This is a genomic window from Streptomyces sp. NPDC086147, assembly GCF_040702165.1.
GTDB lineage: Bacteria > Actinomycetota > Actinomycetes > Streptomycetales > Streptomycetaceae > Streptomyces.
The window spans coordinates 323,422-348,866 of record NZ_JBFBJO010000006.1 but is presented as its reverse complement, the minus strand read 5'-3'; the positions used below and the strand labels follow the sequence as shown (position 1 = coordinate 348,866).

Below are 25,445 nucleotides of genomic sequence, written 5' to 3'. Positions count from 1 at the left end.
CCCCGGCCCGTACCACCCGTGGAGCGGTACGGGCCGGCCCGCCGTCAGTCCACCTCCGCCACCGCCTGCGCGAACTGCGCCGCGTACAGGCGGGAGTAGGCGCCGCCCGAGGACAGCAGTTCCTCGTGCGTGCCCTGTTCCACGATCGAGCCGTTCTCCATCACCAGGATCACGTCCGCGTCCCGGATCGTGGAGAGGCGGTGGGCGATCACGAACGAGGTGCGGCCGTGGGCGAGGCGGGCCATCGCCTTCTGGATGAGGACCTCGGTGCGGGTGTCGACCGAGCTGGTGGCCTCGTCCAGGACGAGGATCACCGGGTCGGAGAGGAACGCGCGCGCGATGGTGATCAGCTGCTTCTCGCCCGCGCTCACCCCCGAGCCCTCGTCGTCCAGGACCGTGTCGTACCCGTCGGGCAGGGTCCGGACGAAGCGGTCGGCGTGCGCGGCCCGCGCCGCCTCCTCGACCTCCTCCCGGGTCACCGGGCGCGTCGCGCCGTACGCGATGTTGTCCGCGATCGTCCCGCCGAAGAGCCAGGTGTCCTGGAGGACCATCCCGATCCCGCTCCGCAGCCGCTCGCGCGACATCTTCGCGACGTCCACCCCGTCCAGGGCGATCCGGCCGCCCGTCACCTCGTAGAACCGCATCAGCAGGTTCACCAGGGTCGTCTTGCCCGCGCCCGTCGGACCGACGATCGCGACCGTCTGCCCCGGCTCCACCGTCAGCGACAGGTCCTCGATGAGCGGCTTGTCCTCCTCGTAGCGGAAGGAGACGTGCTCCAGGGAGACCCGGCCGCGGGCTTCGAGGGGCTTCTCACTCGTCGGGGCGTCCGGCTCCTGCTCCTCCGCGTCGAGCAGTTCGAAGACCCGCTCCGCCGAGGCCACGCCCGACTGCACCAGGTTCGCCATCGACGCGACCTGCGTCAGCGGCATCGAGAACTGGCGCGAGTACTGGATGAACGCCTGCACGTCACCGATGGAGAGCGTGCCGCTCGCCACCCGCAGACCGCCGACCACGGCCACCAGGACGTAGTTGATGTTCGAGATGAAGAACATCACCGGCTGCATCACGCCGGAGTTGAACTGCGCCTTGAACCCGGCCTCGTACAGCGCCTCGTTCTGCTCGCGGAAGTCCCGCGCGGACTCCTCCTGCCGCCCGAAGACCTTCACCAGGGCGTGCCCGGTGTACATCTCCTCGATGTGCGCGTTGAGCGTGCCCGTGGACTTCCACTGCTGCACGAAGTGCGGCTGCGAGCGCTTGCCGATCCGCGCCGCCACGAACACAGACACCGGCACCGTCACCAGCGCCACCAGGGCGAGCAGCGGCGAGATCCAGAACATCATCACGAGCACGCCGACGATCGTCAGGAGCGAGTTGATGAGCTGCCCCATCGACTGCTGGAGCGTCTGCGAGATGTTGTCGATGTCGTTGGTCGCCCGGGACAGCACCTCGCCGCGCTTGGCCTTGTCGAAGTACGACAGCGGCAGCCGTGCCAGCTTCGTCTGGACGTCCTCCCGCATCCGGTAGACCGTCCGGTTGATCACCTTGATCGAGAGCCGGGTGGAGACCAGCATCAGCAGGCCCGCCGCCACGTACACCGCGAGGACCAGGAGCAGCACCTCGCCCACGGCGGAGAAGTCGATGCCCCGCCCCGGGACGAAGTCGACGCCGGACAGCATGTCCGCCATGCCGTCCTGCCCGCCGGCGCGCAGCCGCTCCAGCGTCTCCGCCTTGGTGGCGCCCGCGTCCGTCTGCCGTCCGATCACCCCCGCGAAGATCAGGTCCGTCGCCCGGCCCAGGATCTTCGGCCCGACCACCGAGGCCGCCACCGAGAGCACGCCGGCGACCAGCATCACCCAGAGCGCGCCGCGCTCCGGCGCGAGCTGCCTCAGCAGCCGCCTGCCCGAGCCCTTGAAGTCCATCGACCGCTGGTCGGGGCCGCCACCGGCCATCATGCGTCCGCCAGGACCGGCCATCAGGCTGCCTCCGCCTCGGTCAGCTGGGAGAGCACGATCTCCCGGTACGTCTCGTTGTCCGCCATCAGCTCGTGGTGCCGTCCGGTGCCCACCACCCGGCCCTCGTCCAGGACCACGATCCGGTCGGCGTCCCGGATGGTCGACACCCGCTGGGCGACGATCACCACGGTCGAGTCCGCCGTCTCCTCGGCGAGCGCGGCCCGCAGCAGCGCGTCCGTCTCGTAGTCGAGCGCGGAGAACGAGTCGTCGAACAGGTAGATCTCCGGCCGCTGCACGAGCGTCCGCGCGATGGCGAGCCGCTGCCGCTGCCCGCCGGAGACGTTGGTGCCGCCCTGCGCGATCGGCGCGTTCAGACCGTTCTCCAGGTTCCGTACGAAGTCGGCGGCCTGGGCGACCTCCAGGGCGTGCCACAGCTCCTCGTCGGTCGCGTCGGGCTTCCCGTACCGCAGGTTCGTCGCCACCGTCCCCGAGAAGAGGTACGGCTTCTGGGGCACGAGCCCGACGGTCCTGGCCATGAGGGTGGGGTCCAGGACGCGGACGTCCACGCCGTCCACGAGGACCTCGCCGCCGGTCGTGTCGAAGAGCCGGGGCACGAGCCCGAGCAGGGTCGACTTGCCGCTGCCCGTCGAACCGATGATCGCGGTGGTCTCGCCGGGCCGGGCGACGAGCCCGACGTCCTTGAGGACCGGCTCCTCCGCGCCCGGGTAGCGGAACTCCGCGCCCCTGACCTCCAGGTGCCCGCGCCGGTCGAGCGCCGTCACCGGCTCGGTCGGCGGCACCACGCTGGAGTCGGTCGCGAGGACCTCCTCGATGCGCTCGGCGCAGACCTCGGCGCGCGGCACCATCATGAACATGAAGGTGGCCATCATGACGGCCATCACGATCTGCATCAGATAGGCGAGGAAGGCGGTCAGCGCGCCGATCTCCATCCCGCCGCCGTCGATGCGGTGCGCGCCGAACCAGACCACGGCCACGCTGGACACGTTCACGACCGTCATCACCGTCGGGAACATCAGCGCCATCAGCCGGCCCGTCGCCATCGACACGTCGGTCAGCTCGGCGTTGGCCCCCCGGAAGCGCTCCTCCTCGTACCCGTCCTTCACGAAGGCCCGGATGACGCGGTTGCCGGTGATCTGCTCGCGCAGCACCCGGTTCACCGTGTCGAGGCGCGTCTGCATGGTCCGGAAGAGAGGCCGCATCCGCCGCACGATCAGCGACACGGAGACGCCGAGCACCGGCACCACCGCGAGCAGCACGCCCGACAGCGGCACGTCCTGGCCGAGCGCCATCACGATGCCGCCGACGCACATGATGGGTGCGGAGACCATCAGGGTGAACGCCATCAGGACCAGCGTCTGGACCTGCTGCACGTCGTTGGTCGTGCGGGTGATCAGCGAGGGCGCGCCGAAGTGCCCGAGTTCCCGGGCGGAGAAGGACTGCACCCGGTCGAAGACGGCGCCGCGCACGTCCCGGCCGAGGGCGGACGCGGTCCGCGCGCCGTAGTACACGGCCCCGACGTTGCAGACGATCTGGACGACGGAGACGCCGACCATCAGGGCGCCGAAGCGGAGGATGTAGCCGGTGTCCCCGTGCACGACACCGTTGTCGATGATGTCGGCATTCAGGGTCGGCAGGTAGAGGCTCGCGCAGGTCTGGAGGAACTGGAGCAGCACGAGCAGCGCGATGGGTTTTCGATGCGGGCGCAGATGGGTCCGGAGAAGTCTTATGAGCACGGGACTTACTATCGCCCGCCGCCCCGGGCCGTTACGACCGGTTTCCGGGGCGGTGGAAAGCCTGGGGAAGTCTTTACGAAGGGACTTCCGCGGGACCTTTCCCGAGCGGGCCCCGGATCCCGCGCACCGCCCCGGACCGGCGGCGGTCACCCGTCCGAGGCCCGGGAGCCGGCCGCCCCCGGGCCGGCGGTCACCCGGCGAACGCGCCCGGGTGGATCTGCTCCCGCGTCGCCGTGTACTGCTGCCGCACGGCCTGTCCCGCCGCCAGCTCGTCCCCGGGCTCCAGGACCTGCGTGGCGGCGCCCTGCCAGGCCGGGGGAGCGGAGGGCGAGAGGGTGCCCCGCGCGACCCCGAGGGCCCAGGCGGCCTGCCGGGCCGCGCCGAGCGCCGCGTAGTCGGCCGGCTGGGGGACGACGACCTGCGCGCCGAAGACCGCCGGCGACAGCGCCTGCACCGCGTGCAGCGCGGCGGCGGCGCCGAGCAGGAAGACCCGCCGCACCTCCACGCCCCGCCCGCGCAGCACGTCCAGGGCGTCGGCGAGCGCGCAGAGCATCCCCTCGAACGCCGCCCGCGCCAGGTGCTCGGGCTTCATCGACTCGCGCCGCAGCCCGCTGAGCGTGCCCGCCGCGTGCGGCAGGTTCGGGGTCCGCTCGCCCTCCAGATAGGGCAGCAGGACGAGCCCGGAGGCGCCCGGCGTGGACTTCAGGGCCAGCGCGGAGAGCTCGTCGAGGGAGTCGAGGCCCAGCATCTCGGCGGTGCCGCGCAGCGCCCGCACCGCGTTGGAGGTGGAGACGACCGGCAGGTGCATGCCGGTGGCGTCGGCGAAGGAGGTGATCATGCCGCCGGGGTCGGAGAGGGCCTCGTGGTGCACGGCCATCACGGAACCGGAGGCGCCGAGCGAGACCACCACGTCGCCGGGGCCGAGCCCGAGGCCGAGCGCGGCGGCCATCGTCTCGCCGGTGCCGGCCGAGATCAGCAGCCCCTCGGGGGTGGTGCCGGCGGCGTCGGAGGGCCCGAGGACCTCGGGCAGCGCGGCCCGGTGCCCGAGCGCGAGCTCGACCAGGTCGGGGCGGTACGCGCCGGTGCGGGCCGACCAGTAGCCGGTGGCGGAGGCGGCGCCCCGGTCGGTGGTGCGGCGCGCGGGACGGCCGAGGAGCTGCCAGACCAGCCAGTCGTGCGGCTGGAGGACGAGCGCGGTGCGCCGGGCCTGCTCGGGCTCGGTGCGGGCCAGCCAGCGCAGCTTGGCGACCGGCTGCCCGGCGGCGGGCACGCTGCCGACGGCCTCGGCCCAGGCCTGCCGGCCGCCGAGGGAGTCGATCAGATCGGCGGCGGCGACCTGCGCCCGTTTGTCGTTGCGCACGAGCGCGGGCCGCACGAGGCCGCCCTGCGCGTCGAGCGGCACGAGCCCGTGCTGCTGCGCGGAGACCCCGATGGCCTCCACGCCCTCCAGGAGGCCGCCGGTGGCGGCCTCCCCGAGCGAGAGCAGCCAGGTCTGCGGATCGACGTCCACCGCCTTCGGCTCGCCGGGATGCGGGGCGTACCCCTGGCGCAGTACGGCACCGGTGTCGGTGTCGCAGACGACGATGCGTGTGAACTCAGCAGAGCTGTCCAGTCCGGCGACTATCCCCATGACAGAGATTCTGCCGCACGCGGGGCCTCAGGTGTTGCTGGTGCCCCACTCCTTGCTCTCGACCTTTCCGTTGCTCTGGCCGCGCTCGCGCAGCGCGTGGACCTTGTCGGCCACGGCGGGCGGCAGGTGGTCGCCCACCTTGTCGCCCACGACGTGCGCGGCCTTGCCGGCGACCTGCCGCCCGGTCTGGGCGGCGGACTCGGCGGCGTTGCGCACGGCCGGGTTGTCGGTGAAGTCCTTGGCGGACTTCTTCAACTTCTCGTACTGCTCGCGTCCGGCCCGCGTGCCGATCACGTAACCGAGGGCGAGTCCCACGATGAACGTCAGCTTGTATCGCATGGCCACCACCTTCCCTGGAGAGCTTGCTTGATGCATCGCTGGTGCCCACGGCGGTGCCACGGCGATACCGATTGGCGGAGCACCCCCCTGCTTGCGCTAATGTATGTGTCGCAGCGAACGCGCGCCGCCCGGGAAGGTCCGAGGTGGATCCGTTCGGTGCAACGCAGCAATCCCCTGTAGCTCAATTGGCAGAGCAGCCGGCTGTTAACCGGCAGGTTACTGGTTCGAGTCCAGTCGGGGGAGCGCGATCCCCTGTAGCTCAATTGGCAGAGCATTCGGCTGTTAACCGGAGGGTTGCTGGTTCGAGTCCAGCCGGGGGAGCGGAACGGAAGAGGACCCTTCGGGGTCCTTTTTCGCGTCCGGGGGAACCGCACGGGGCACGGCGGAGTCCTCATGGTCGAGCAGAGCCGATCTTCCGGAGCAGGAGATCGTATGAGCGGCTATGCTGCGGCAGACGGCGCGCACACATGTACGCGCCTCACCGAACGGGGCGGTAGCTCAGCCGGTTAGAGCAGCGGACTCATAATCCGTCGGCCGTGGGTTCGAGTCCCACCCGCCCCACCAAAGAAAAACGTTCTGAGCTGCGGAAACGCCCATACGGGGGTGTTCTCGCGCGGGGCGGTTCGGGTGCCTGCGGTCCGCCTCGCCGGGCGCGAACCGTCTCGGTCCGGGGTTCTCGGCGGAACACAGGGTCGAATCCAGGACGAGGGTCCCACGGCGGTCCCGCGACTCCCTCGTGTGACACGCCGCACATCGTGCCGAACATCCGCTTTCTTGACGGCACCTCACCGTTCAGGCGTTCGGGGCGTCGGCGATCCGGTAGCCCACCCCGGTCGTCGTCGTGATGACCGGCGGGCCGCCCAGCTTGCGGCGCAGCCGTCCGATGGTGACGGTCACCGTGTCGGCGAGGCGTTCCAGAAGGCCGTCGACCGTGTCGGCGAGCTGCTTGACCTCGTCCGCGGGGCCGGAGACGGCGAGCCGTTCGTGCAGGTTCTCCGCGGAGATCCGCCGTGTCGCCGCCGTGATCAGTCGCAGCGGGCGCAGGACCCGGTCGGCGAGGAGCCGGCCGAGCAGGAGCGAGACGACCGCCGTCACGGCCAGTGCGATCAGGAAGCCGACGAGCAGCCGGCGGTTCTGCTGCGCGTCCGCGAGCCGGCTCCCCAGGTCCCGGATCCGCTGCTCGGCGGCGGCGAGGTCGGAGCCGGGTTCGGAACCGCCCGGCGGGACCCGCCCGGGAAGCCGCTCGGGCGCGAGCGCGGTCACCCGGGTCCCGGAGAGCAGGTAGGCCAGGGCGAGCAGCACGGTCCCGGACGCGAGGTACCCGCTGGCGTACAGGAGCGTGAATCGTCGGCGGACGGTTCCGCCCCGCACTCTGCCCATGGTCCCCACCCCTTCGCGTCCGGCCGGACCCAGCATGCCCGGCCGGACCTGACAGCGGGGTGACAGCGGCGGTTCGGACGGTGTTACGGCCGGATCCGTAGACCGGGTCCATGACTTCGACGACTCCGACGACTTCGACCACAGAACGGCTCCGGCGGGAGTGGACCGGGTTCCGGCGCGTGGACAGGCTGGTCGCGATGGCGGTCGCCGCCCTGGCCGTCGTCGCGCTGGGACTGCTCCAGGCGTACGGCAACCACGCCTCCTGCGACGACCCCTGCCCGGCCGAGCCGACCGGGCCGGACGGCTCCCTCGTCAACGACCGGTTCTCCTTCCTGAACCGCGAGATGGGCCCCGAGGGCAGCATCACGGTCCGGCTGACGTCCATGACGGGCACGATCACCTATCCGCCGCCGCACCACGACCGGATCGTCCCTGGCCTGGTGCCGTGGGCGAAGGCCGGGATCATCGTCAAGGACGGCGTCCGCCCGGGCTCCTCCTACGCGGCGCTGATGGTCACCGGCGGCCACGGCGTACGGATGCAGTACGACTACCGCCACGACATCGCCGGCAGCGGCGGGGGAGTCGCGGAGGGGGCGCCGCGCTGGCTGCGGCTGACCCGGTCGGGCGACACCGTCACCGGCCACGAGTCCGCCGACGGCACGACGTGGACGGAGGTCGGTGCCGTACGCCTGCCGGGGCTGCCCGGGACCGTGCGGGTGGGGCTGTTCGCCGCCTCCCCGGGGGACCTGACGCTGCGGCGGACCGGCCTGGGCGGCGCCACGGAACAGGTGCGCTGGACGCAGGCCGGCGGCACCTTCGACAGGATCGCCCTCCGGGGCGCCGCCGCCGGGGGCTGGAGCGACGACGGGGTCGGCGAGCGGAACCGTACGGACTGGGAGAAGGACCACCTGGCGTCCGGGGCGGTGGAGAAGAATGGTGCGATCACCGGCGCCGGCGACATCGGCCCGAAAGGCGCCGAGGACGGCGCGCGCCCGGTGGAAAGCACCCTGGGCGGCCTGATCCCTGCCCTGCTCGTCGTGCTCGTGGTCTCGGCGCGGTTCGCCGTCGCCGGGCACCGGACCGGGCCCGCGGACGGCACGCCGCTCACCCGCTCCCGTGGTGGGCCGGGATCACCGTGCTGTGCGCGTACACGGCCGCACTCCTGTACCTCGCGCTGAAGCGCCTGCCGCGGAGCGGCGACCGGACCGGGTGACGGGCGGGCCGTGGACCGGTGCCCGTCCCGGCGCCCCCGGGCACCGGAACGGGCACCGGCCAGGTCGGGCTCAGTACGTCAGGATCCCCGGGTCCGAGACGTCCGGGGCGCCCGTCTCCACGTGGCCCGCGAGGCGGCGGAGGTGGTCCGGGGCCGATGCCGCCGTGATCGTCACGTCGTACCAGCGGTGGCCGGCGGTCAGGGGGACGGTGTGGGTGACCGTGGCGCCCTTGGCGACCGTCAGGGTCTTCGGGGAGCCTCCGTAGGAGTTGGTCACCGTCACCGTCGTGGTCGCGCCCGCGTTGGTGAAGGTCAGGTCCAGGTGGCCCGTGCCGGCGTTGTGGCGGGCGGCGACCTCCGGGACGGGCGTCCTGCCGGGGGAGCGGAAGCGGCGCAGGAAGCCGTTGGGGCCGTGGACCGTGAGGTCGGTGACGCCGGCCGAGTACGTGGTGTTCCAGGTGTCCGCGATCGACTTGCCCGCCTCTGCCGTGTACGTCCAGGGCGCGTCCGTGCGGTTGGCCGAGGTGACGTAGAACTGGGCGCCCGCGCCGGGGCCCGCGCCGAAGGTCAGGCGGTAGGTACCGGCCGCCGTGTCGGCGGCGCCGTCCACGTACGGCGCGTACTTCAGCGGGCGGGTCGGCTTCGCGCCCCGCTCCTGGCGGGGCATCGTGCCCGACGCGGGCGCGGTGGCCGGGAAGTCGGGGTGGCGGCTGCGGTCCGGCGGGTAGTAGCCGGCGGTCGGCGGCAGCGCGGCCGGCCGGGCGTCCGCGCGCGTGAAGTCGAAGGCCGAGGTCAGATCGCCGCAGACGGCCCGCCGCCAGGGGGAGATCTGCGGCTCCCGGACGCCGAAGCGCGCCTCCATGAAGCGGATGACCGAGGTGTGGTCGAAGGTCTCCGAGCAGCTGTAACCGCCCTTCGACCAGGGCGAGACGACGATCATCGGGACGCGCGGGCCGAGGCCGTAGGGGCCGGCGACGTAGCCCGTCTTCCCGGGGAAGTGGTCCAGGGAGGTCGCGACGGTGGAGAGTCCCTGCGCCGCCGAGGCCGGGACGTACGGCGGGACCACGTGGTCGAAGAAGCCGTCGTTCTCGTCGTACGTGATGAACAGGGCCGTACGGGCCCACACGTCCGGGTTCGAGGTCAGCGCGTCCAGGACCTGCGCGATGTACCAGGCGCCGTAGTTGGCGGGCCAGTTGGAGTGCTCCGAGAAGGCCTCCGGGGCCGCGATCCAGGAGACCTTCGGCAGCCGGCCGCCCTGCACGTCGGCGCGCAGCCGGTCGAAGAGGCCCTCGCCGGCCTTGGCGTTCGTGCCCGTGCGGGCCTTGTCGTACAGCGGGTTCCCGGGCTGGGCGCTCCGGTAGCTGTTGAAGTAGAGGAGCGAGTTGTCGCCGTAGTTGCCCCGGTACGCGTCGTTGATCCAGCCCCAGGAGCCCGCCGCGTCCAGGCCGTCGCCGACGTCCTGGTAGACCCGCCAGGAGACCCCGGCCGCCTCCAGGCGCTCGGGGTACGTCTTCCAGCCGTAGCCCGCCTCGGCGTTGTTGAGGACCGGGCCGCCACCCGTGCCGTCGTTCCCGGTGTGGCCGCTCCACAGGTAGTAGCGGTTCGGGTCGGTGGAGCCGATGAACGAGCAGTGGTACGCGTCGCAGACCGTGAACGCGTCGGCGAGCGCGTAGTGGAACGGGATGTCCTCACGGGTGAGGTGCGCCATCGTGGCCTTGGTCTTGGCCGGGATCCACTGGTCGTACCGGCCCTTCGCGAAGGCCTTCTGGCCGCCCGCCCAGTCGTGGTTGAGGCCCTGGAGGAACTCCATGCCGAGGCGGGCGCTCTCCGGCCGGAAGGGCAGCGTCACCTTGGAGCCGTCGGACTGGTTCCAGACGGACTTGCCGCTGGGCAGGGTCACCGGCCGGGGGTCGCCGAAGCCCCGTACGCCCTTCATCGCGCCGAAGTAGTGGTCGAAGGAACGGTTCTCCTGCATCAGGACGACGATGTGCTCGACGTCCTGGAGGGTGCCGGTGGAACCCTGTGCCGGTATCGCGGCGGCGCGGGCGATGCTCTCCGAGAGCAGCGTGAACGCGGCGGCGCCGCCGGTCAGCTGAAGGAACCGGCGGCGGTCGAGGTCGGCCATGGGGAGTTCTCCTCCGGGGTGGGGGCGGGCACGGGCGGAGCGTGCGGCGGCCGGGCTCCTGCCCGGCGGGCGCCCCAAGGACAGCGTCCGCGGGCCACCGCCCGGCGGCCGTCCCATGGCTGCCCGCCGTACGGCGGACGAACCCCCCGTGCCGTTCGTGCGAAGGTCCCGGTGCGCGCGGGCGGCACCGGGACCTTCACACGTCTCCCGCGCGAAGGCGGGGGCGCGGCTACTCGACGACGAGCTCGACCTCGATGTTGCCGCGGGTGGCCTTGGAGTACGGGCAGAAGGCGTGGGTCTTCTTCAGGAGCGCCAGGCCCGCCTCGCCCTGGAGGTGCTCCGGGAACTCGGCGCGCATGACGACCGCGAGGCCGAAGCCGCCGTCGGCGGGGTCCTTGCCGATGGAGACCTCGGCGGTGACGGAGGCGTCCGTGATGTCGATCTTCTCCTGGCGGGCCACCACGCCCATGGCGCTGGCGAAGCAGGCCGCGTAGCCCGCGGCGAAGAGCTGCTCGGGGTTGGTGCCCTGTCCGTTGCCGCCGAGGGCCTGCGGGTGGGCGAGGGGGAGGTCGATGTGGCCGTCGGAGCTGACGGCGCGGCCCTCGCGGCCGTTGGCGGTGGCGACGGCGGTGTAGATCGCGTCCATGGGTTCCTCTTCCGTCCTGATCGCTGTCCTGGGATGCGGTGGTCCTTCATTTGTAGCGCGCTATTTAATTGTGCGCAACTCAATCGGGTGTGATGCGTTCTCGCGTATCCTGGAGGCATGGAGACGCCCGACACCCTCCCCGACGGCCCCGCCGGTCCTTCCGCGGGCCTTCCCGACGGCCCCACCGGTCCCTCCGCGGGCCTTCCCGACGGTCTCCCGGACGGGGACTTCCTCCGCCTCGACCGGCAGATCTGCTTCTCGCTGCACGCGGCGACCCGCGCCTTCAACGGCGTCTACCGCGAGGCCCTCAGGGAGCTCGGGCTCACCTACCCCCAGTACCTCGTGATGCTCGTGCTCTGGGAGCACCGCGAGCTGTCCGTGAAGGGGATCGGGGAGCGGGTGCGGCTCGACTCCGGGACCCTGTCGCCGCTGCTCAAGCGGCTCGAAGCGGCCGGGTACGTCGAGCGGCGGCGCAGCCCCGAGGACGAGCGGTCCGTCACCGTGCGCCTCACGGAGGCCGGGACGGCGCTGCGGGAGAAGGCCCTCGGCGTGCCGCGCCGGATCGCCGCCGCCACCGGCCTGGACCTCGCGGACCTCGGCGACCTGCGCGAACGGCTCCACGCGCTGGCCGTCCGGCTCGACGCCGTCGACCCCGGGGACCTCTCCGGCTGCGCCTGATCCCCTCAGGGCGCCGCCAGCCCCGCGCGCGCGTGGTTCAGGCCGAGCAGTACGCAGACGTCCGTCAGGAGCGGGACGTGATAGGCGAGCGGCCGGGGGCCCGCCTGGTCCGGGCGCGACGTGAAGCCGCCGTCCGGCCGCTGCCGCTCCAGGAGGTGGCGCACCGCCCGCGCGGTCGCGGTCCGCGCGCCCGGCGTGCGCGCCACGCCGATCAGCGCGTACGCCGTGCTGATCGGGTCGCTCGGGTCCGCCGGCACGTGCCCCCAGCCGCCGTCCGGGTTCTGGGTGGCGAGCAGCCGGGCCACCGCCCGCGCCCGGCCCCGCGCGGCCCCGGCCGCCGCCGGGTGGCCGGGCGCCACCGCGAGGAAGGAGTCGTGGGCGAGGACGGTGCGGAAGAGGGCGTTGCTCTCGTTGAGGCTCCAGCTCCGCTCGAACGGACCGGCCGCCTCCTGCCGGGCCGTGACGAACCGGACGCCGGCCGCGACCGCCGCGCGGTGCGCGGGCTCGGGGGCCAGCGCGTTCACCGCCGCCGCCGTTATCGCCACCTCGGAGGCCGTCCCGCGCTCGAACGTCGGGAAGCCGCCGTCCGCGCCCTGCCGGGCGAGCAGGTACCGCTCGCCGGCCGCCACCCCGGCCCCGCACCGCTCCGGGGCCGCGGTCCGCAGGAACTCCACGCAGTACGCCGTGTCGTCCACGTCGCTCTGATCGACGCCCCGCTCGAAACCCCAGCCGCCATCACAATTCTGACGAGCCGTCAAGGCGTCCGCGAACGTCCGCAGGGCGGGGGCGGGCGCTCCCGCGCCGGCCAGGGCGAGGCCGCCGGTCGCCGTCGCGAAGACGTCCATGCCCGTGAGGAACGGCAGGCCGCCGTCCCCGCGCAGCGCGTTCCGCAGCTCGCCCGCCCGCGCCCGGACGGCCGCCGCGTACCGGGGCCGCAGCCGCAGCGCGAGCAGGGCGAGGATCCGGGCGAGGTGGTTGCCGTACGGAGGAGGGCCGGGGAGCGCGCAGGGCTCCAGGGTCCGCCAGTCGTCCTCGGTGACGCGTCCGGGTGAGCGCGTACCGAAGGCGTGCAGGACCTTCAGGGCGGCCATCTCCGTGATCAGCCAGCGCTGCTGGCCGCGCGCCCCGAAGGCGGTTCCGGGGGCGGGGAGTTCGGGGAACGCGTCGGCGCCCAGCTCCGCCAGGACCGTCCGGAACATCAGGTGCTTGCGCCCGGCGGTGAAGTGGTCGAAGCCGCCGAGCAGCTGGGCCAGCGCGCCCCGCCCGTCCGCGTACTCGCCGAGGGCCGCGCGGGCCGCCGCCTCCTGCACGGGATCGGGGGCGCCCTCGTCCAGACCGGTCTTCAGCCTCCGTACGAGCCGTTCCCGCGCGTCCGGGTCCACGTCCGTCACCGTCAGCAGCCGCAGGGCCAGGGCGGACTCCAGCATCCGGCTGTCGCAGGGCGCCCGCAGCAGGCCGTCCGGCCCGGCGGCGGCCAGGAGCCGGGCGGCGAGCCGGGCCCGGGCCCGGTCGAGCCGGCCCGTACCGGAGGGTGGGCGGGTGAGGGGCGGGGGGCCGGGGTCGGCGAGGGAGGTGCCGGATAAGGGCGGCGCGCAGTGCGTCATGGTGAGGGACGTCCTTGGTGAGGGCCGTGGAGGCGGTGGGGGAAAGGCGAAGGCGGGGGAGTCGTCGAAGGGGGAAGAGGCGCCGCACGGCCTCCGAGTCGGCCGGGGCCGGCGGGGTGCGGCCGCCCGGCGCCCCTCACCGGTCCGGACCGCGCCGCCGGTCAGGACGTCGTAGTGGTCCGGGCGGACCCGGTCTCGGGGGCCGACCTGTTCGAAGGGGCGGGCGGAGAAGGGGCGCGCGAGAGGCGAGCGCGCGCCAGGGGCGTGTGGCTCCGGGGCCCGCGCGCTCATGTCCGCCCGTGGAGACGCGTAACCCCCGGACCGATGCGCCGCGTTCCGTCACCGGGCAGGGGTGTCGCCAGGAGGAAGCGGAGGAAGAGGCCGGAAAAGGGTGCTCCGGAAGCCCGCGCGGTGACCTCGCGAAGAGGGGCCGGGGGCACACCAGGGGTGACGCGTCGTACTTGCATGATGACGCATCGTAAACCCAACAGCGATCTTCACCCTTCTCCCGCACCCCTCCCGGGCCACCTCCCGAACTCCCTGCCGAACCGGCCGTTCGAATCCCGGAGGTCCGGACTCCCGCCCCCTCCGTCTCCCCGTTCATCAAACTGTAAGGAGCCCATTCCGTATCCGCCCCTATACTCGCCCCATGTCCGACATCACCATCCGGCGTGCCACCGCCGACGACTCCCGGCGGCTCACCCGGCTCGTACGGAGCTCCCGGGCCTACCGGGGGGACTACGCCGCCATGGTCGAGGGGTACCAGGTCGGTGGTTCGTACATCGAGCACCACCCCGTCTTCGTCGCCGCCGACGGGGACGGGGACGGTAGGGTCCTCGGGTTCTACGCGCTGCTCGTCGAGGAGGCCGAACTCGACCTCGCGTTCGTCGCCGACGCCGCCCAGGGGCTCGGCATCGGACGGCTGCTCATGGAGCACATGACCGGGCAGGCCAGGGCCGCCGGACTCGGCTCCGTGAAGGTGGTCGCGCACCCGCCCGCCGAGGAGTTCTACCTCCGCACCGGCGCCGTCCGCACCGGGACCGTCCCGCCCTCCGGCCGCATCCACTGGGAGCGCCCCGAGCTGCGGTACGACGTCGCGTGACCGGCACCGACGCGCGCGAGCAGGAGCGGGAGCGCCGACGGCTCCTCGCCGACCTCACCCCGCTGCGCACCTCCGCGGACTACCGCCGCCTCTGGTTCGGCAACACCGTCTCCTGGGTCGGGCAGGGCATGACCGCCCTCGCCGTCTCCCTCCAGGTGTACGACATCACCGGCTCGCCCTTCTCCGTCGGCCTCGTCGGCCTCTTCTCCCTCGTCCCGCTCGTCGTCTTCGGCCTGTACGGCGGCGCGATCGCCGACACCGTCGACCGCCGCAAGCTCGGCCTCGCCAGCGCCGCCGGCTCCGCCGTGCTCTCCATAGCCCTGGCCGGAGCGGCGTTCGCCGGCTTCCACCGCGTCTGGTTCCTGTACGCGATCGTCGCCCTCCAGGCCGTGTGCGCCGCGCTCAACTCGCCCGCCCGCAGCGCGATGATCCCCCGGCTCCTGCCGCCCGAGCAGCTGCGCGCCGCCAACGCGCTCAACTCGATGGTCATGACCTTCGGCACCCTCGTCGGACCCAGCCTCGGCGGTCTGATCGTCGGGCTCGCCGGCTACCAGGCCGCCTACCTCGTCGACGCCGTCGCCTTCACCGCGAGCCTGTACGCGATGTGGCGGCTGCCGTCGATGCTCCCCGACCGCAAGGGGACCGAGCGGGCCTCGGTCCTCGACGGGCTGCGCTTCCTCGCCACCCGCCCCAACCTGCGCATGACGTTCTTCTCCGACTTCTGCGCGATGATCCTCGCCCACCCCCGCGCCCTCTTCCCGGCCGTCGCCGTGCTCTGGTACGGCGGGGACGCGAAGACCGCCGGACTCCTCGTCGCCGCGCCCGCGTTCGGGGCGCTCCTCGGCGGGATCCTGTCCGGCTGGCAGGGCCGGATCCGCCACCACGGGCAGGCGATCCTGATCGCCGTCGCCTGCTGGGGCACCGCCGTCGCCGTCTTCGGACTGACCCGGAACCTCTGGCTCGGGCTCTTCTTCCTCGCCCTCGCCGGCTACTCCGACACCGTCTCGATGATCTTCCGCAACACGATGATGCAGGTCGCCGCCCCGGACGAGATGCGCGGCCGGCTCCAGGGCGTCTTCATCGTGGTCGTCGCGGGCGGACCCCGGCTCGGCGACTTCCTCGCGGGCTCCGCCGCCGACCTGACCTCCCCGGCCGTCGCGATCACCGGCGGCGGGATCGCCTGCGTCGTCGCCGTCGGACTGCTCGCCCTGTACGGGCGCGGATTCCGCCGCTATGACGCCCTCGACCCGACTCCGTGAGCTTCACGGCCTTCACGAGCTCCACGGCCTTCACGAGCTCCGTGCGCTATCTCCCCGAACGACCCCGCCTGTCCTGGCGGTTGGCCGCCACGGCGCATAACCGCCAGGGCGGGCAGGGGTCAACACCCCTTCCCCGAGCCAAGACTCCTCGCGGCACCCGGAACACCCCGATCCCGGGGCCGCGAGGAGTACTCCGCCGATGTCCACACCCATCGCCAGAGGGAGGGCCGGGCTGCTCGCCGCGGGCATCTCCCTCGTGATGCTCTCGGCCGGGCAGACCGCCGCCGCCGGGACCACCGCCTCCGCCCCGCCGAGTGCCCCGCCGGCCGCCCCCGGGGCGTCCGCGACCAGCCGCACCGTCACCCTCGTGACCGGAGACCGCGTCACCCTCACCGAGATCGGCGACGGACGGCGGACCGTCACCGTCGACCGGGCGAAGGGCGCCACCGGCGCGATACGCACCCGGACCTCGAACGGCCGGATCACCGTGATCCCCGACGAGGCCCGCCCCCACCTGGCCTCCGGCGCGCTCGACCCCCGGCTCTTCGACGTCACCGGCCTCGTCGAGCAGGGCGTCACCGGCGCGCTCCCCCTGATCGTCGCGTACGGCGGCGGGAACTCCCGGAGCGCCGCCCCGCGCGGTGCCGCGACCGTCCGCGCCCTGCCCAGCATCGGCGGCGCCGCCGTCACGGCCACCGATCCCGCCGCCTTCTGGCGGGCCTTCACCGCCCCCGCCGCCCGGAGCACCGCCTCCGCCCCGGCCAAGGTCTGGCTCGACGGCCGGGTCCGGGCCGCCATGGCCGAATCCAACGCCCAGATCGGCACCCCGAAGGCCTGGGAGGCCGGGCTCACCGGCAAGGGCGTCAAGGTCGCCGTCCTCGACACGGGCGTGGACGCGGAACACCCCGACCTCGCCGGCCGGGTCGCCGAGTCCAAGTCCTTCATCGAGGGCGAGGAGGTCGCCGACCGCAACGGCCACGGCACCCACGTCACCTCCACCGTCGGCGGCAGCGGCGCCGGCTCCGGCGGCGAGGAGAAGGGCGTCGCGCCCGGCGCGACCCTCGCCGTCGGCAAGGTCCTCGGCGACGGGGGCTCCGGCAGCGAGTCGCAGATCATCGCCGGCATGGAGTGGGCCGCCAAGGACGTCGACGCGAAGATCGTCTCGATGAGCCTCGGATCCCGCGAACCCAGCGACGGCACCGACCCGATGGCCCGGGCCGTCGACACCCTCTCCGCCGAGACCGGCGCCCTCTTCGTCGTCGCCGCCGGCAACTCCGGCGCCCCCGGCTCCATCGGCTCGCCCGGCGCCGCCGACTCCGCGCTCACCGTCGGCGCCGTCGACTCCGACGACCGCGCCGCCTCCTTCACCAGCCAGGGCCCCCGGTACGGCGACCAGGCCCTCAAGCCCGACCTGTCGGCCCCCGGCGTCGGCATCCTCGCCGCCCGCTCACAACTCACCTCCGGCAGCGGCCTCTACACCTCGATGAACGGCACGTCCATGGCGACCCCGCACGTCGCCGGCGTCGCCGCCCTCCTCGCCGAGCGGCACCCCGACTGGACCGGCGCCCGCCTCAAGGACGCCCTGATGTCCTCCTCCAAGCCGCTCGACGCCGACGCGTACGCGCTCGGCGCCGGCCGGGTCGACGTGCCCGCCGCGATCTCCGCGCACGTCACCGCCACCGGCTCCGCCGACCTCGGCTTCACCTCCTGGCCGTACGAGGAGAACGAGCCGGTCACGAAGACCGTCACCTACGCCAACTCCTCGGACGAGCCGGTCGAGTTGAGCCTCGCCGTCGAGGGCATGCCCGCCGGGGTCGCCGCCCTCGCCGACACCGCCCTCACCGTCCCCGCCCACGGCACCGCGTCCACCACCGTCACCGGCGACGGCGCCGAGGCCCCCGTCGGGCGGTCCTCCGGCCGGATCACCGCCACCGCCGGCGGCGCGCCCGTCGCCCGCACCGCCCTCGGCCTGGTCAAGGAGGAGGAGCGCCACACCCTCACCGTCCACGTCAAGGACCGCGACGGCGCACCCGCCCCCGCCTCCCTCGGCGTGCAGCGGCTCGCCCCGGGCGTGGACCCGTTCCCGGCCGCCGTCGGCGAGTCCGGCACCCTCGAACTGCGCCTGAAGCCCGGCACGTACACCGTCGACACCTTCCTCGACGTGCGCGGCTCCCACGGCCCCGACTCCCTCGGCCTCGGCTTCCTCACCGCGCCCGAGATCGTCCTCGACCGGGACCGCGAGATCACCCTCGACGGGCGGCGGCTGCGCGAGATCCGCGCCGAGGTCGACCGGCGGACCGAGACCCGCCAGCTCCTGATGGAGTTCGACCGCAAGGCGAACGGCGCCTCCTACGGCGGAGCCGTCCAGGTCCCGTCGGCCTACGACTCGGTCTTCGCCGCGCCCACCGCCGAACCCGCCACCGGCACCTTCGAGTACCGGACCGTCTGGCGCCTCGGCAAGCCGCTCCTGGAGGCCTCCGTCGACGGCACCCGCCTCTCCGGCGCCACCCCGCAGGCCGGCACCGCCCTCCTCGAAGGCGGCCACCGCCTCGGCCTCGTCGACGCGGGCGACGGCTCCCCCGGCGCGTACACGGGCAGGAACGTCAGGGGCAGGGCCGTCCTGGTCCGGCTCGCCGACGGCGCCGACCCCGTCCGACTGGCCCAGACCGCCCAGGACGCGGGCGCCAAGGCCCTGTTCGTCACCGACGGCGCCCCCGGCCGCCTGATGAAGTGGTTCGGCACCGCCGACTACCAGGACCGCCCGCTCGCCGTCGCCACCGTGGACGCGGCCGACGCCCGGCTGCTCACGACCGCCGCCGCCCGCGGCAAGCGCGTCGACCTCACCGGCACCCGCTTCACCCCGTACACCTACGACCTCTCCGAGGGGCACCCCGGCGCCATCGGCGAGGACCTCGTCTTCCGGCCCGGCCGCGGGGACCTGGCCACGATCTCCTCCACCTTCCACGCGCCCACGAAGCGGAAGGAACTCGGCGGCGAGTTCCGGTACTCGATCACCGACACCTTCCCGATCGGCTTCGGCTTCAAGGAGTACGTCGCCTTCCCGGCCGAGCGCACCGAGTACGTCTCCACCGGCACCGGCCAGTACTGGCACGAGTCCGTCGACCTCGGCGACTCCCTGGAGCAGCGCGGCGGCCGGTCCCTCTACCGGGGCGGCAGCCGCGCCGACCTCAACTGGTTCGGGCCCGTCTGGCACCCGTGGCTGGGCACCGGACTCGGCTGGGGCCAGCAGCGCACCGGCAACGACCTGCGGTTCAACACCCCCGGCTGGGGTGACTCCGGCACCGACCACACCGGCTTCGGCAACGTGTGGAACGACGACTCGATGACCCAGTACACCGAGGTGCACGTCGACGGCGTCCGCGTCGACCGCAAGACGAGCTCCGGCGCCTACGCCTGGGACGCCCCGGCCCGTGAGGCGGCCTACAGGGTCGTCACCGACACCGCGCTCGACCGCGACCGCTGGCGGCTCGGCACCAAGGGCCACAGCGAGTGGACCTTCCGCTCCGCCGAGACCCCGTCCGACCGGGTCACCTACCTGCCGATGCTCAACCTCGGCTTCGACCTGGACACCGACCTGAACGGCGACGTCCGCGCCGGGAGCCGCCTGCCCGTCGGGATCTTCGCGGAGTACGTGAAGGGCGCGACCGGCACCGGAACCCTCCGCACCGGCACCCTGGAGGTCTCCTACGACGAGGGGAGGACCTGGCGGAAGGTCGCCCTGAGGAAGGACCGGCGCGCCGCCTCCTGGACCGGCGAGCTGCGGATCCCGCGCGGCGCCGGCTCCGTCTCGCTGCGGGCCGGCGCGAGCGACGACCGGGGCGGCTCGGTCACGCAGGAGCTGATCAGGGCGGTGGGCGTGCGGTAGACGTCCGTACGGGAAGCGGGCCGGGCTCCCTCGTCGGTGAAGGAGCCCGGCCCCTCCCCGCTCAACCCGCCGTCGGCAGCGCCTTCTTCAGGACCTTCCCCATGTCGTTGCGGGGCAGCGCGTCCAGGTAGCGCACCGCCCGGGGACGCTTGTGCGGGGCCAGGAGTCCGGCCACGTGGTTTGCGAGCTCCGTCTCCGCCGGCGGCACCGAGGCGTCCGCCGGCACCACCCAGGCCACGATCCGCTCGCCCAGGTCGGGGTCGGGCTCGCCGGTGACGGCCGCCTCGCGCACGCCCGGGTGGTCGAGGAGCGCGTTCTCGATCTCGCCCGCCCCGATCTTGTAGCCGCCGCTCTTGATCAGGTCGGTCGCCCGGCGGCCCACCAGGCGCACCGTCCCGTCCGCCTCCCGCACCGCCACGTCGCCGGTGCGGAACCAGTCCCCGTCGAACGCCTCCGCCGTCGCCTCCGGACGGTTCAGATAGCCGGAGAACAGGTTCGGGCCGCGCACCTGCACCTCCCCGACCGTCTCCCCGTCGTACGCGCCGAGCACCGAGCCGTTCTCGTCCACGAGCCGCAGGTCCACGCCCGGCAGCGGGGTGCCGACCGTCCCCGGACGGGGCTCCTCGCCCGGCCGCACGCTGGTGTTCATCAGGGTCTCGCTCATCCCGTACCGCTCCACGACCGTCCGGCCCGTCGCCGCCGCGATCCGCTCGTGGTCGTGGACCGGCAGCGCGGCGGAGCCCGAGACGAGCAGCCGCGCCCCGGCCAGCGCCCGGACCAGCTCCTCGTCGTGGGAGAGGGCGTCCGCGAGCCGGTGGTACATGGTCGGCACCCCGAACAGCACCGTGCCGCCCCCGGCGCCCAGCTCCCGCGCCACGCCCTCCACCGAGAACGCGCCCAGGTGCCGGACCTCGCCGCCGCGCCGCAGCGGGCCCAGGATCCCGAGGACGAGCCCGTGGACGTGGAACAGCGGCAGCGCGTGCACGAGGACGTCGTCGGAGGTCCAGGCCCAGGCCTCGGCGAGCGCGTCGAGCGACGCGGCGACCGCCCGGCGGGAGAGCAGCACGCCCTTGGGCGGTCCGGTGGTGCCGGAGGTGTAGACGATCAGGGCGGGCGACTCGGGGTCGATGCCCCCGGCCCCCTCCTCGGGGGCGGGGCCCGTCGCGTCGAGCTCCACGTCGATCCGGGGGAGTTCCGCGAGCCCCGCCGGCAGGACGTCCTCCGGGCCCGCGAGCACCGCGCCGGGCGCGCTGTCCCCGAGGATGTGCGCCAGCTCCCGTTCGCCCGTGCGCGGATTGAGCGGTACGGCGGGGACGCCCGCGAGGAGGGCGGCGACCACCGCGACCGCCGTGCGCGCGGTCGGCGTCGCCCAGACGGCCACCCGCTCCACGCCGTCGAGCCGGGCGGCCAGGGCGCCGGCGGTCCGGGCCAGCTCCCCGTACGTCAGCGAGTCCGCGCCGCAGCGCAGCGCGGGCCGGTCGGAACGGGCAGCGACGGCGGGAAAGAGAGCGCTCACCGGTCGTCCTCCTCGGATCGGGGGCGAGGGGGTCTCGCCGGGTCACCGGGAGGCATTCTGCCGCCCGCCGGGGTCCCGGCCGGGGCCGCCCCAGGGTTTCCCCAGGCTTCCCCGAGGCCCTTCCGAGGCGTCCCGGGCGCTTTCCGGCCCTTTCGCGGTGGCCTCCCGGTGTCCTCTCGCCGTCTCCTCAGGGGCGGCCCGCCGTCGCCCTCGCCGGCTCGGGCTCCGGCTCCTCGCCGCCCGGACGGAGCACGCGCATCCGCCCGTACGCGTACACGCAGCCCGCGAGCGCCAGGTCGGAGAGGAGCATGAAGCCGATCGAGTACGAGTCCTTGGCGCTGTAGATCGCGCCCATCACCAGCGGCGGCAGGAAGCCGCCCAGGCCGCCCATCGCGCCGACGATGCCCGTCACGCTGCCTACCTTGGCCTGCGGGGTGACCTGGGAGACCAGGGCGAAGACCGAACCGCTCGACGTGCCGAGCCCGGCCGCCATCACCAGGAGGGCGATCGTGCCGCCCGGGTACAGCGGCGGGTCGAAGGCCTGGACGATCGCGAACAGGGCGGCCGTGCCGAGCGCGGCGGCCGTCACGAGCGCCGGGTGGAACCGGTCCGAGAGCCAGCCGCCGATCGGCCGGAAGACGACGGTGACCAGGGCGAAACCGGCGGCCTTGGTGCCCGCGTCCGTCGGGTCCAGCTCGTACCAGGTCTTCAGGTACGTCGGCAGGTAGACGCCGAACGCGACGATGCCGCCGAAGCCGATCGCGTACAGCGCCGACAGCTCCCACGTCACCCGCAGTCGCGCCGCCGAGCCCAGCCGGGTCGCGAGCGACGCGGTGGGCACGGGCCGGTCGGGCCGGTCGGTGATGAGGAAGAAGGCGAGCACCGCGTACACGGCGAGCGCGATCGCCACCACGAGGAACGGCAGGTTCTCGCCGTGCTTCGCGATCCGGGGCGTGAAGTAGCCGGAGAGCGCCACGCCGCCCATGCCCATGCCGAACACGCCGAGCGCCAGGCCGCGCTTGGCGGGCGGGAACCAGGAGTTGACCAGCGGGATGCCGATCGCGAACGTGGTGCCGCCCAGGCCCAGGAGGAAGCCGACGACCAGCATCAGGCCGTAGCTGTCCTTGACCACGGTCAGGAGCAGCACGGGGACGATCGTCAGCGCCGAGAACAGCGGGAACATCGTCTTCGCCCCGTACCGGTCCGTCAGCGCGCCGGCCGGGACGCGGCCGATCGAGCCGACCAGGACGGGCACCGCGACGAGCAGCGACTGCTGGAAGGAGCTGAGGCCGAGCCGGTCGCCGTACCAGCTCGCGAGCGGTGCGATCAGGTTCCACGCCCAGAAGGTGAGCGTGAAGCCGATGGTGGCCATCACCAGGTTGCGGTAAGCCGCCGAGGTCGGGGGCTTGGTGTCGGTGTCCACCCCTCCAGTCAAGATCCCGCCCGGGGCCACGGCGCGTGGTGCTGCTCCGTACGGGGATCCCGTACGTGACTCCCTACGGTTCCCCGGGCCAGGTCACCACGGTCGGCGGGGTCCCGTCGTCCTCGATCCGCAGCCGGACGCCCCCGTCCCCGGCCGTCACCCCGACGTTGATCGCGCCGACCCCGGACCGCCGGTGCGCCGCCGCGAGCGCCCCGCGCAGCGCGCCGAGGAGCCTGCGCTCCGTCTCCTCGTCGACGAGGGCGTCGACCGCGCCGGAGAAGTGCACGGACGGCTGGAAGCCGAGCAGGGCCGCCGCTCCGCCGGTCTCGCGCAGCACCCGGCCCCGGAAGGTCGTCGGCGCGTCCGCCGGCGGCTGCTGGAGGGCGAAGATGGCCGTACGGACCTCCTGGATCGTGGAGTCCAGCTCGTCCACCGCCCGGCCGAGCAGCGCGTTCTCATCGGAGGGGTCCGCCGCCCGACGCCGGGTCGACTCCAGCATCATCTCGGTGGCGAACAGCCGCTGGACGACCAGGTCGTGCAGGTCCCGGGCGATCCGGTCCCGGTCCTCGTACACCGCGAGCCGTTCCCGGTCGTGGCGCGCGTCCGCGAGGACGAGCGCGAGCGCCGCCTGCGAGGCGAACTGCGAGGCGAGCAGCCGGTCCACCGCCGAGTACGGCGGGTCGCCGCGCCGCCGGGGGAGGGCGAGGGTGCCGATCAACTTCCCGCCGCTCCGCAGCGGCAGCATCATCGACGGGCCGAAGCGGGACCGGACGTGGGTGGTCATCCGCGGGTCGGTCGCCGAGTCCTCGACGAAGACGGGCTCCCCGCCGAGGAGCTGGACGAGCACCGGGGAGCCGGGCGCGATCGTCGTGCCGATCAAGTCGCCCGGGTCGTCCGGGGTCGAGGCGGCGACGATCTCCATCCCGCCCTCCGGGGTCGGCTGGAGGACCACCCCGGCCGAGGCGCCGGCCAGGACGCGGGCCCGCTCGGCGACGGTCGTCAGGGCGTTCTCGGCGGACGCGCCGGTGAGCAGGGCCGTGGTCACCGCGGCGGCGCCCTCGATCCAGCGCTCCCGCTGCCGGGCCGTCTCGTACAGGCGGGCGTTGCCGATGGCGATACCGGCCTGCGAGGCGAGGACCCGGAGGAGGGCGAGGTCCTCCTCGGTGAAGCGGCCCGCGCGCTTCTCGGTGAGGTAGAGGTTGCCGAAGACCTCGGTGTGGACCCTGATGGGGACGCCCAGGAAGCCGCGCATCTCCGGATGCCCCTCGGGCACGCCGACGGAGCGCGGATCGGCCGTCAGGTCGTCGAGCCGCAGCGGCCGGGGGTCCCGGACCAAGGCGCCGGTGAGACCGGTGCGGCCGTCGGGGAGGCGGCCGCACCGCCGCCGCTCCTCCTCCGTCATGCCGGCGGTGAAGAGCTCGGTGAGCCGGTGGCGCTCGGGGTCGACGACCCCGAGCGCGCCGTAGCGGGCGCCGGTCAGCTCGGTGGCGGAGTCCACGACGTGCTGGAGCGTGGCACGCAGTTCGAGGTCCGTACCGACGCAGAGGACCGCTTCGAGCAGGAGGGGGAGGCGGGAAGGGGTTCCGTCCGGCTTCCCCGAGGGGTCCTCGGGGTGCTTCCCCGAGGGGTCTCCTGCGTGCTTCCCAGAGAGGTCTCCGGCCCGTCCTCCGGAGGCCCCCTCGTCCCTGTCCTCGTCCATGAGCGTCATGGTCTCATCGCCGGACGAAGGGGACTTTCGGGACGCTCCGCGTGCGGCCGGGGCTCACACCTCTTCCTTCTCCTCGTCGTCGGCGAAGGGGTCCCGCACCGACAGCGGGTCCAGGACCATCGGCTCGACCTTGCCCTCCAGCATCGCGCCGAGGCCCAGGACCGCGCACACGTCCGGCCGTTCGGCGATGTGCACCGGCATCCCGGTCGCCTCGCGCAGCATCTGGTCGAGGCCCGGCAGCAGCGCGGAGCCGCCGACCATCATGATCCCCCGGTCCGCGAGGTCGGCCACCAGGTCCGGCGGGCAGTCCCGCAGCACCTTGCCGATGCCGTCGAGGACCGCCGTCAGCGGGGTGTGGATGGCCTCCCGCACGGCGGCGGTATCGACGGTCACCGAACGGGCCAGGCCCGTGGCGACGTCCCGGCCGTGGATCTCGGTCCAGGCCGGCCCCTGGAGCGTCAGGCCGTTGCCGCTGAGGGCCAGTTGCAGCGGACGCACCGACTGGCTCGGCAGCATCAGCTCGTGGTGGTGGCGCAGGTGCTGGATGATCGCGTGGTCGATGGCGTCGCCGCCGATCGGCATCCGCTCCGCCGTGACGATCGCGCCGAGCGAGAGCACCGCGACCTGCGTGGTCGCCGCCCCGCAGACCATGATCATGGTCGCGGTCGGCTGCTCGACGGGCAGTCCGCAGCCCACGGCCGCCGCGATCAGGGTGTCGACCAGCTCGACCCGGCGCGCCCCGAGCCCCACGAGGGTCTCCACGGTGGCGCGCTGCGCCAGCGGGTCGCTGCCGTGCGGGGTGCACGCGGCCGCGCGCAGCCGGGGCTTGCGGCGCAGCTGCCGGCGCAGCTTCTCGCCCAGGAGGTGACGGAGCATCCGCTGCGCCATCTCGATGTCGACGACCGTGCCGCCCGAGACCGGGCGCACGACCCGGATGTAGTCGGGGGTGCGGCCGGTCATCTTCTCGGCCAGCTCGCCCACGGCGATCAGCGCGCCGGTGCGGGTGTTGACGGCGGCGACGCTCGGCTCGTCGACGACGAGTCCGGCGCCCTTGACGAAGACCCGGGTGCGGGAGGCACCCAGGTCGACGGCGACATGGCAGCGGCGCAGCTGCTCAAGGCTGACGGTCATGGCGGATCCTCCGGGGTGCGGTGCCGGCACGTGCGAGGTGGTGCGCGGTCCTCTTCGCATCGTCCGACCGTCCGGCCCCGTGCGCGCGCTGGGCTGCGC

17 protein-coding genes and 3 tRNA genes are annotated in these 25,445 nt (G+C 73.6%); 8 read left to right on the top strand and 12 right to left on the bottom strand.

The genetic code is table 11. The features are described 5' to 3' along the window. Nucleotides 1-44: 44 nt before the first annotated feature. The 4 genes from AB0398_RS17000 to AB0398_RS16985 form a co-directional block, all read right to left on the bottom strand. Complete coding sequence (locus AB0398_RS17000) at nt 45-1,973, bottom strand: ABC transporter ATP-binding protein (protein WP_366375788.1); 1,929 nt, start codon at nt 1,971-1,973, stop codon at nt 45-47. Beyond that, complete coding sequence (locus AB0398_RS16995; protein WP_366375786.1) at nt 1,973-3,706, bottom strand: ABC transporter ATP-binding protein; 1,734 nt, start codon at nt 3,704-3,706, stop codon at nt 1,973-1,975. The genes AB0398_RS17000 and AB0398_RS16995 overlap by 1 nt, the downstream gene beginning before the upstream one ends. A gap of 190 nt (nt 3,707-3,896) precedes the next feature. Next, nucleotides 3,897-5,336 (bottom strand): FGGY family carbohydrate kinase, encoded by a 1,440-nt coding sequence (locus AB0398_RS16990; RefSeq protein WP_366375784.1) that lies wholly within the window; start codon nt 5,334-5,336, stop codon nt 3,897-3,899. A gap of 27 nt (nt 5,337-5,363) precedes the next feature. After that, nucleotides 5,364-5,675: a YtxH domain-containing protein gene (locus AB0398_RS16985; RefSeq protein WP_366375783.1), complete on the bottom strand. Its 312-nt coding sequence runs from the start codon at nt 5,673-5,675 to the stop codon at nt 5,364-5,366. 170 nt (nt 5,676-5,845) lie between these two features. Between AB0398_RS16985 and AB0398_RS16980 the strand changes: the two genes are divergently transcribed. The 3 genes from AB0398_RS16980 to AB0398_RS16970 all read left to right on the top strand — a co-directional run bounded on the left by AB0398_RS16980 (nt 5,846) and on the right by AB0398_RS16970 (nt 6,239). Further along, a tRNA-Asn gene (locus AB0398_RS16980) sits at nt 5,846-5,918 on the top strand. Between the two features lie 5 nt (nt 5,919-5,923). Continuing rightward, nucleotides 5,924-5,996 (top strand) — tRNA-Asn (locus tag AB0398_RS16975). 166 nt (nt 5,997-6,162) lie between these two features. After that, nucleotides 6,163-6,239, top strand: a tRNA-Ile gene (locus tag AB0398_RS16970). Nucleotides 6,240-6,467: 228 nt separating this feature from the next. On the opposite strand, the gene AB0398_RS16965 is transcribed toward AB0398_RS16970, so the two are convergent. Then, complete coding sequence (locus tag AB0398_RS16965) at nt 6,468-7,055, bottom strand: HAMP domain-containing protein (protein ID WP_366375781.1); 588 nt, start codon at nt 7,053-7,055, stop codon at nt 6,468-6,470. A 110-nt stretch (nt 7,056-7,165) separates the two neighbouring features. On the opposite strand from AB0398_RS16965, the gene AB0398_RS16960 reads away from it, so the two are divergent. Continuing rightward, nucleotides 7,166-8,233 (top strand): hypothetical protein, encoded by a 1,068-nt coding sequence (locus AB0398_RS16960; RefSeq protein ID WP_366375779.1) that lies wholly within the window; start codon nt 7,166-7,168, stop codon nt 8,231-8,233. A gap of 105 nt (nt 8,234-8,338) precedes the next feature. On the opposite strand, the gene AB0398_RS16955 is transcribed toward AB0398_RS16960, so the two are convergent. Further along, nucleotides 8,339-10,393: a phosphocholine-specific phospholipase C gene (locus AB0398_RS16955; RefSeq protein ID WP_366375777.1), complete on the bottom strand. Its 2,055-nt coding sequence runs from the start codon at nt 10,391-10,393 to the stop codon at nt 8,339-8,341. 229 nt (nt 10,394-10,622) lie between these two features. Further along, nucleotides 10,623-11,039 carry an organic hydroperoxide resistance protein gene (locus tag AB0398_RS16950; RefSeq protein WP_125668527.1) on the bottom strand — a complete coding sequence of 139 codons (417 nt, stop codon included), beginning with the start codon at nt 11,037-11,039 and terminating at the stop codon, nt 10,623-10,625. Nucleotides 11,040-11,156: 117 nt separating this feature from the next. On the opposite strand from AB0398_RS16950, the gene AB0398_RS16945 reads away from it, so the two are divergent. Further along, nucleotides 11,157-11,717 (top strand): MarR family transcriptional regulator, encoded by a 561-nt coding sequence (locus AB0398_RS16945; RefSeq protein ID WP_366375775.1) that lies wholly within the window; start codon nt 11,157-11,159, stop codon nt 11,715-11,717. A gap of 5 nt (nt 11,718-11,722) precedes the next feature. Here AB0398_RS16945 and AB0398_RS16940 read toward each other — a convergent pair whose 3' ends face one another. Then, nucleotides 11,723-13,321 (bottom strand): prenyltransferase/squalene oxidase repeat-containing protein, encoded by a 1,599-nt coding sequence (locus AB0398_RS16940; protein WP_366375774.1) that lies wholly within the window; start codon nt 13,319-13,321, stop codon nt 11,723-11,725. Between the two features lie 649 nt (nt 13,322-13,970). Here AB0398_RS16940 and AB0398_RS16935 point away from each other — a divergent pair. The 3 genes from AB0398_RS16935 to AB0398_RS16925 all read left to right on the top strand — a co-directional run bounded on the left by AB0398_RS16935 (nt 13,971) and on the right by AB0398_RS16925 (nt 19,568). After that, on the top strand, nt 13,971-14,423 hold the full coding sequence (locus tag AB0398_RS16935; protein ID WP_366375772.1) for a GNAT family N-acetyltransferase: 453 nt from the start codon (nt 13,971-13,973) through the stop codon (nt 14,421-14,423). Next, on the top strand, nt 14,420-15,682 hold the full coding sequence (locus AB0398_RS16930; protein ID WP_366375771.1) for an MFS transporter: 1,263 nt from the start codon (nt 14,420-14,422) through the stop codon (nt 15,680-15,682). The genes AB0398_RS16935 and AB0398_RS16930 overlap by 4 nt, the downstream gene beginning before the upstream one ends. A 199-nt stretch (nt 15,683-15,881) precedes the next feature. Then, a complete protein-coding gene (locus AB0398_RS16925; RefSeq protein ID WP_366375769.1) occupies nt 15,882-19,568 on the top strand; it encodes a S8 family serine peptidase in 3,687 nt (1,228 codons plus the stop codon). 61 nt (nt 19,569-19,629) lie between these two features. On the opposite strand, the gene AB0398_RS16920 is transcribed toward AB0398_RS16925, so the two are convergent. The 4 genes from AB0398_RS16920 to AB0398_RS16905 form a co-directional block, all read right to left on the bottom strand. Further along, nucleotides 19,630-21,084, bottom strand: a complete 1,455-nt coding sequence (locus tag AB0398_RS16920) for an acyl-CoA synthetase (protein ID WP_366375768.1) — start codon at nt 21,082-21,084, stop codon at nt 19,630-19,632. A gap of 187 nt (nt 21,085-21,271) precedes the next feature. Then, the gene (locus AB0398_RS16915; protein WP_366375891.1) at nt 21,272-22,456 is read right to left on the bottom strand and encodes a NarK/NasA family nitrate transporter; all 1,185 of its coding nucleotides are present in this window, start codon (nt 22,454-22,456) and stop codon (nt 21,272-21,274) included. 124 nt (nt 22,457-22,580) lie between these two features. After that, nucleotides 22,581-24,206, bottom strand: a complete 1,626-nt coding sequence (locus tag AB0398_RS16910) for a GAF domain-containing protein (protein ID WP_366375766.1) — start codon at nt 24,204-24,206, stop codon at nt 22,581-22,583. Nucleotides 24,207-24,269: 63 nt separating this feature from the next. Then, nucleotides 24,270-25,346 (bottom strand): rod shape-determining protein, encoded by a 1,077-nt coding sequence (locus AB0398_RS16905; RefSeq protein ID WP_366375764.1) that lies wholly within the window; start codon nt 25,344-25,346, stop codon nt 24,270-24,272. Nucleotides 25,347-25,445 lie beyond the last annotated feature (99 nt).